Source organism: Sphaerisporangium sp. NPDC088356 (assembly GCF_040685555.1).
Lineage (GTDB): Bacteria > Actinomycetota > Actinomycetes > Streptosporangiales > Streptosporangiaceae > Sphaerisporangium.
In genome coordinates, this window is sequence record NZ_JBFBIK010000215.1 from 1 (window position 1) to 5,320 (window position 5,320).

Sequence of the window (5,320 nt, forward strand, 5' to 3'; positions counted from 1 at the left end):
GCCTGCGAGGACCCCGAGACGTCCAGGCACCGGCCGGACGCCACGCCCCTGATCGCACCCGAGCCCGAGGGAGGAGGAGTGGTCGTCGGGGTCACGGTCGGGGTGGGCGAGGGGTTGGAGGTGGCGGCGTTGAGGGCGTTCAGGACGGAGGTGTAGGCCGCCTTCTTGTTGAAGTTGCCGTCGAAGAGCAGCGGGGTGTCGCCGGAGCGCCAGGAGTACTTGTCGGTGATGCCCCATACGGTGATGCCGGTGCAGCGGGCGACGGCGGTGCAGGCCTCGGTGACGCGGCGGTAGGCGTCGGCCTGGGTGGAGCCCGAGCCGCCGACGTCGAGCTCGGTGATCTGCACGTCGACGCCCAGGGCGGCGAACTGGGCGATGTTGGCTTGGTAGTTGGAGGGCGGGTTGCCGAAGTGGGACTGCAGACCGACGCAGTCGATCGGCACGCCGCGGGCCTTGAAGTCCTTGACCATGTTGTAGACGCCGCGGGTCTTGTTGGCGTTGGCGTCGTCGATGTTGTAGTCGTTGTAGCAGAGCTTGGCGTTGGGGTCGGCGGCGCGCGCGGCGCGGAAGGCCTCTTCGATGAAGCCGTTGCCGAGCTTCTGGGTCCAGACCGAGCTGCGCAGGGTGCCGACGGCGCCGCCGTCGTTGAAGGCCTCGTTGACCACGTCCCAGGCGTAGATCTTGCCCTTGTAGTGGCCCATGACGCCGTTGATGTGGTTGATCATGGCCGTGCGCAGGTCACTGGCCGACAGGCTGGAGACCCAGCTCGGCAGCTGACCGTGCCAGACCAGCGTGTGCCCGCGGATCGTCATGCCCTTGCTCTGGGCGTGGCTGACGATCTGGTCGGCCGAGGTGAAGCGGAACTGGCCGCGGGAGGGCTCGGTCGCGTCCCACTTCATCTCGTTTTCCGGGGTGACCGCGTTGTACTCGCGGTCCCAGGTCGCCACGTAGGTCGAGTCGTTCATGTGCCCGGCCGCGATCGCCGTGCCGAAGTATCGGCCGCTCTGCGCCGCCGCGGCACCCAGCGTGCCGGCGGCGGCCCCGGCGGTGGACGGCAGCGCCAGCGCCGCGGTCACACCGAGCACGCCAAGCGCACCGGCGACCACCGCCCGGCGCACGCCGTCGCGTGGTCTCCGGAACCTGGACGGCCGAGCCGTGTCTGAGGGGATGGCGTTTTCGCTCATGCCCAAGCCTCCACAACTGAGATCGATGACATCCGCTGAGAACTGAGAAAGGGGGGAACATGCAGGGACAACCGGACGACCGGAGGCGTGACCCGTCGCCGCACCCGCGGTGCCGCGGGCGTCACGGACGGCGGCCCCTGCCCTCCACCACCGGTCCGGGCAGGAGGAAGCCGCCTTGGGGACTCAGTGTGGAAATCTTCACGTAACATGTCAAGACTGTCCGCGAATCGATTCGAGTGACTCGCCGCGTGCCCGTGTCCGCCTCTGGCGCGCGTCGTGAGCCACAACGGGGGACCTCCTTCGGGCGGAGTGGATGGGACGCCTTCGCCGGGAGTGGTCGGCCGCCCCCGGCGAAGGCGGGTCTGGGGTGTACCTCAGGTACGGGTCCAGCGTTGGTTGGTGCCGCCGTTGCACGACCAGACGACGAGTTTGGTGCCGTTGGCGGTGGAGTTGGGCACGTCCAGGCACTTGTTCGCGCCGACGGCGGTGATGGTGCCGTCGGAGTTCAGCCGCCACTGCTGGTTGGCCTGGCCGTTGCAGTCCCAGATGATCACGTTGGTGCCGTCGGCGGTGCCGGCGTTGTACACGTCCAGGCACTTGTTGCCGTACACTCGCAGCTCACCGGCCGCGGTCGGGGTCCACTGCTGGTTGGCCTGGCCGTTGCAGTCCCAGATCTGTGCCTGCGTGCCGTTGGCCTGCGAGGCGCCAGTGACGTCCAGACACCGGCCCGACCCCACACCCTTGATCGCACCCGTGCCCGTGGGAGTGGGCGTGGGAGTGGGCGTGACGATGCCCCCTCCGGTCACGACGTACATCGCCGCCCCGTGCCCGGGCACCGACGCGCTGATCGTCCCGGAGGAGGAAGACGTCGTGTGCGCCCACAGGTCACGCACCGAGTAGGAGGACGCGGAGCCCAGCCCCAGGGCGGAGGCGGTGGTGGAGATGGCCGAGGTCGAGGTGCCACGGTTGAGCAGCACGACCGCGACCGAACCGTTGGACATCGGCTTGCGCCAGACCTCCAGGTTGCCGTTGTCGCTGATCTTGTGGCCCTGCTTGCCGCCCCAGTCCTGGTTGACCGCGATGACCTCGGTGTTGGTGAGGATGGTGCGGGTGTCGGCGCTCATCGTGCGGATGTCGTTGCCGGCGATGAGCGGGGCGTTCAGCAATGACCACAGGCTGAAGTGTGCCCGGCCCTCGGTCCCCGTCACCGAGCCGACGCCTACTTCCAGCATGTCGGGGTCGTTCCAGCCGCCTGGACCCGAGTAGGCCTCGAGCCCGACCTGCTGGTCCAGGATGCCCATGATCGAGTTCCAGTTCGACCCGATGTCACCTGTGGTGCGCCAGGAGTTGCCCACCGGCATCCCCCAGGTCCACACACTCTCCTGCCCCCAGTTGCACAGGCTGTACGCGATCGCCCGCCCGGTCGCCGCCAGCGCGTCCCGCATCGCGGTATACCGCTGCTGCCCGTTCTTACCCTGGTGATCCCCGCAGTTGTCGTACTTCAGGTAATCGATCCCCCACGACGCCCACAACGCCGCGTCCCGCCGCTCATACCCCAGACTCGCCGGATACCCCGCACACGTCGTGGTCCCCGCCGACGAGTAGATCCCCAGCTTCAACCCCTTGCCATGTACATAATCCGCCAGCGCCTTGATCCCACTGGGAAACTTCTGCGGATCGGCCACCAGATCCCCACTGGCATTACGACTCATCGTCGACCAGCAGTCATCGATGTTCACGTACTTGTACCCCGCCGCCGCCATACCACTGGACACCATCGCATCCGCACTCTGCCGGATCAACGACTCATTGACATTGCAGAAGAAGCTGTTCCAGTCGTTCCACCCCATCTGGGGCGTACGGGCCAGACCATTGTCCAGCGCGGCGGCCGGCGAGGTCTCACCGCCGATCGCGACCATGGAGCCGGCGGCCAGTAGCGCCGCCAGTGCCAAGCCAAGAATTTTGCGCATCTGGTTTCCTCTACACGAAGACGTCCGCGCCGGGCACGGCCGTGGGGATGGGGTCGATCAGCGTGGACAGCCGCTGCGGCGCGCTGGACACGTTGGCGTTCTGCGGCACGCCGTCGGCGCCGAAGCGCACCAGCACCGTGCGCGGGTCGTACGTACGCGACCGGCTGGCGATGTTAACGTTAACAAAGCGAGCTCCTCCGGTACCTGCGGATTCGGGGGTCATCGCGAGGTGGCTAACCATGCGCATTACGGCTTCCCAGAGTTGTTAGCGCTAACATTAATTGCGGTGGATGGAGTGCTCCTTTCCACGCGGGCGGATCGCGGTGGTGGTGTGGCGGAGCCAATCCGACCCCAGAAGATCTGTCAAGGGCCCGGCCGCTCCGCGGCACGGTTCCACGCGGTGAACCGGCTTGATCTGCTCTGATGGGCGCGGTCGCACTGTCCCGGCGGCGCGAGGTGATGAAACGTTCATCCGGTGGCGACATGACGGGGCCGGGACGTCCCCCGCCGCCGCGGTGTCGCACCAGCGCACGGGACCGCTCGGGCGGCGGCTGTGCGATCGAACCGGTTCGGAATGGTCTTGACATGTTTCGTAATGGTTTCCACACTGAGTCCCCAAGGCGGCTACCTCCTGCCGGGGTCGGTGGTGAGCGGCAGGAGCCCCCGACCGTGACGCGTCGGCGATGGACCGGTCGTCGATCGCGGGGTCTCCCGACATGTCTCTCATTGATCCAGCTCTGGAGGCGCGAGCATGGGCGAAAACTCCTCACCCCCGGATCCCGTCCGATCATTCAGCCGGCTCGCCGTCATCGTGCAGCTGATGATGCTGGCGGTGGTGTCGGCGGGATGGGCCATCTCGGACGGCACCGCCGTCGCCGCGGCGGGCACCGCGACCGCGGCCACCACCGCCGTCGCGTCGGTGACGACCCCTCCGATGGGCTGGGCGTCGTGGAACACCTTCGCGGCCCAGATCAACTACAACGTGATCAAGGCGCAGACGGACGCGATGGTGTCCTCCGGGATGAAGGACGCCGGCTACCAATACGTCAACATCGACGAGGGCTGGTGGCAGGGCACGCGGGATTCCGCCGGCAACATCACGGTGGATACGGCCGAGTGGCCGGGGGGGATGAAGGCGATCGCCGACTACATCCACAGCAAGGGCCTGAAAGCCGGCATCTACACCGACGCCGGCCGCGACGGATGCGGCTACTACTACCCGACCGGCCGTCCGGCCGCCCCGGGCAGCGGCAGCGAGGGCCACTACGACCAGGACTTCCTGCAGTTCTCCCGATGGGGCTTCGACTTCGTCAAGGTCGACTGGTGCGGTGGCAACGCCGAGGGGCTGAACTCCCGCAACGCCTACCAGGCGATCAGCGACGCGATCACCCGCGCGAGCGCGCAGACCGGACGGCCGATGGTCCTGTCCATCTGCAACTGGGGGAACCAGAGCCCTTGGGACTGGGCGCCGAGCATGTCCACCATGTGGCGCACCAGCGGCGACATCATCTACTGGGGACAGAGCGCGTCGATGGACCGCGTGCTGGCCAACTTCGACTCCGCCCAGCACCCTGCCGCGCAGAGCCCCGGACACTACAACGACCCGGACATGCTCATCGTGGGCATGACGGGCTTCTCGGCCGCGCAGAACCGCACCCACATGAGCCTGTGGGCCGTTTCCGGGGCCCCGTTGCTCGCCGGCAACAAGCTCACCGACATGAGCGCTGACACCAAGGCGATCCTCACCAACCGGGAAGTGCTCGCCATCGACCAGGATCCCCTGGGACGGCAGGGCGTGAAGGTCGCCGAGGACCAGACGGGACGCCAGGTGTACAGCAAGGTCCTGTCGGGCACGGGACGCCGGGCGGTGCTGCTGCTGAACCGGACCACCTCCGCCGCGTCCATCACCGCCCGCTGGTCCGACCTCGGGCTCACCGGCTCGGCGACCGTCCGCAACCCGTGGACGGGCACCGACGCCGGCACCTTCAGCGGCGGTTACACCACGACCGTGCCCGCCCGCGAAGCGGTCCTGCTCACCGTCACCTCCAGCGGGGGCACTCCCTCCCCGAGCCCGACGCCCACGCCCACCCCGACCGGTTCCGGCGGGGGCCCGATCAGGGGCGTGGCGTCCGGCCGGTGCCTGGACGTCTCGGGGTCCTCGCAGGC

4 protein-coding genes are annotated in these 5,320 nt (G+C 68.0%); 1 reads left to right on the forward strand and 3 read right to left on the reverse strand.

Features of this window, described 5'->3' with window-relative positions:
• The 3 genes from AB0O34_RS35990 to AB0O34_RS36000 all read right to left on the reverse strand — a co-directional run.
• The coding region (locus tag AB0O34_RS35990; protein ID WP_363923339.1) for an endo-1,4-beta-xylanase at nucleotides 1-1,184 on the reverse strand (1,184 nt) is incomplete at its 3' end.
• A gap of 374 nt (nucleotides 1,185-1,558) precedes the next feature.
• The gene (locus tag AB0O34_RS35995) at nucleotides 1,559-3,154 is read right to left on the reverse strand and encodes a lectin (RefSeq protein ID WP_363923341.1); all 1,596 of its coding nucleotides are present in this window, start codon (nucleotides 3,152-3,154) and stop codon (nucleotides 1,559-1,561) included.
• A 10-nt stretch (nucleotides 3,155-3,164) separates the two neighbouring features.
• A complete protein-coding gene (locus AB0O34_RS36000; protein WP_363923343.1) occupies nucleotides 3,165-3,401 on the reverse strand; it encodes a hypothetical protein in 237 nt (78 codons plus the stop codon).
• Between the two features lie 504 nt (nucleotides 3,402-3,905).
• Between AB0O34_RS36000 and AB0O34_RS36005 the strand changes: the two genes are divergently transcribed.
• The coding region (locus AB0O34_RS36005; protein ID WP_363923345.1) for a glycoside hydrolase family 27 protein at nucleotides 3,906-5,320 on the forward strand (1,415 nt) is incomplete at its 3' end.